The organism is Paracoccus sp. M683 (assembly GCF_007096355.1).
GTDB lineage: Bacteria > Pseudomonadota > Alphaproteobacteria > Rhodobacterales > Rhodobacteraceae > Paracoccus.
The window spans coordinates 1-1,909 of sequence record NZ_VKDF01000047.1 but is presented as its reverse complement, the minus strand read 5'-3'; the positions used below and the strand labels follow the sequence as shown (position 1 = coordinate 1,909).

At 58.0% G+C, this 1,909-nt stretch carries 2 protein-coding genes; both read right to left on the bottom strand.

All coding sequences use genetic code 11. The features are described from left to right. Positions 1-5 precede the first annotated feature (5 nt). Positions 6-1,067 carry a PHB depolymerase family esterase gene (locus tag FNJ84_RS21650; protein WP_143795264.1) on the bottom strand — a complete coding sequence of 354 codons (1,062 nt, stop codon included), beginning with the start codon at positions 1,065-1,067 and terminating at the stop codon, positions 6-8. A gap of 25 nt (positions 1,068-1,092) precedes the next feature. After that, positions 1,093-1,509 (bottom strand): CopG family transcriptional regulator, encoded by a 417-nt coding sequence (locus FNJ84_RS21645; RefSeq protein ID WP_143795263.1) that lies wholly within the window; start codon positions 1,507-1,509, stop codon positions 1,093-1,095. Between the last annotated feature and the right edge of the window lie 400 nt (positions 1,510-1,909).

Below are 1,909 nucleotides of genomic sequence, written 5' to 3'. Positions count from 1 at the left end.
TCGGCTCACCCACCTTCCAAAAAGAAAAATCGGACCATTTCGGCGCTCGCATCCGGCCCGGCCACATCAGTATAGGAGCCGCGATGATCGCCACCAGACCAGGCATGGCCGAGGCCATTGATGACCCAGACTTCCGACAGGAGTTTCCCATCCGCTGCCATGGTAATCCTGCGTCTGAAAGATCGACCCGCTGCCTTCCCGGATTCATCTGTCACCAAGGTTTGGTAGGGTCCGGATGCGTTCACCTGCTCGATGATCCGTTCGGCATTGATCGGATGCACTGTTTTGTCTTCCATTCCATGAAAAACAATCGTTCTTGGGGCTGAATGCCCGCATTGGACTGCGCTGGTCATGGCTTGCCCCGCCATCGCGGCAAAAGCCGAAGGCACGTCTTTCGCCGCACCGAAGGGTAAACCGGAATGGGCAGCGACTGCGGCGAAAATGTCAGGATAGGTTTGACCCAAGATCACTGCCATCGCGGCCCCCGCCGATAGGCCGGCAACGAATGTCCTCTCCGATGGCACGCCATGGCGCTGCATTGCCTGCCGGGTCAGGCCCGCCAGAATCGCTGGCTCACCGCGGTCTCGCATCTGATCGCCACGGCGGAACCAGTTCCAGCAGGATTGCGCATTTTCTCCACGCGCTTGCTGCGGGTAGATCACGATGAATCCGTCCCGCTCTGCCAGAACATTCATCTTGGTCCCTGTGGCGAAGTCGCAATGCGTTTGCGTGCATCCATGCAGCATCAGCAGGATTCCCGTCGGAGCATCTTTGGCAGATGAAGGAACGTAAATCAGGTATTCACGGCTTCCTTCGGCGCAGCGGAATGTCTCGGTCGTGAAGCTGGCCCCTTCCGGGCAGCTCAGGTCGAAAGGTTCCTCGTTGCTGGCGGTGGACCTCAGGCTGGCCATCAGATCGGCCATTGGCGCGCGGACCTGAGGCGTGGTGGGCCCCTGACCGGGCATGAGCCCATGCCGAGAGAGAGTTTTCGCGACCAGATCCTCGACAGAGGACGGATCGACACTGCCCATCACCTGACGTAGCGCGTCGGCGTTGAAGAATTTCATGATGATGTCCCGTTTGAAGCGTTGGTCAAAGAATGCGGTCGGAAAGGGCTTTGCGAACTTCGGCGCTGGCCTGCAGGACGCCGAGCACTGTGATCGAGCCGATGGTCTGCAGGGCAAGTTCGGGCGTCACGTCCGGGCTGATGCGAGCAAGGCCCACGACTTTGACGTGCAAGACCTCTCCGGCGGTGCGAAGATCCTCGAGGTCCTGACGTGAATAGTCACGCAGACCAAGCTCCATTGTATGCCTCTCGATCGTCTTGGTGACCGTATCAGCATGTGTGTTGAGCTGGCTGCGGATCGCAGTGCGGATGAAATCGCTACGGTTGGAGTAGAATCCTTCCTGCACCAGAAGGTCGATGCGCCCAAGGTCCACATAGCCGAGATTGATCGTGATCTTCTCGCTGTCGGGAACCTTGTCGCGAAGGGCGATGACTTTTGCCATGCGTTTCTCCATCCATATGGATGGTATATGGATGCCATTCTCTCTCATTCAAGAGTGAACAGTTGAAAAACCGTAAGCCTTGCCTGAGCAGTTCGGCCGATGAGCGGGGGGGGCTTTGGCCAGATTTCGCGGCAATTCCTGCCAAGCGGAGCGTGCTTCTGTCGCAGACAGGCGCAAGATCCGTCTGGGATGTCAGGAGATCAGTGTGGGTCCGCCATCTCGCACTCCTCGATCCCACTGCTACGGGCGCTCAGACCTCAATCGGCACGCAGATCTGCCACCCTGTCGCTGTGCAATATTGACCAACCGTTCGATTGGGATCGGGATATTAGCCGACGGATCGGATAAATGCAGGTGGCCGATCAGGCGCCGATAATGCGAGATTTTTGATTTGCCATGA

Bases quoted from the DNA above. Each gene is read 5' to 3' on its own strand.
- FNJ84_RS21645 (WP_143795263.1), bottom strand. From the start codon at position 1,509: ATGGCAAAAGTCATCGCCCTTCGCGACAAGGTTCCCGACAGCGAGAAG.
- FNJ84_RS21650 (WP_143795264.1), bottom strand. From the start codon at position 1,067: ATGAAATTCTTCAACGCCGACGCGCTACGTCAGGTGATGGGCAGTGTC.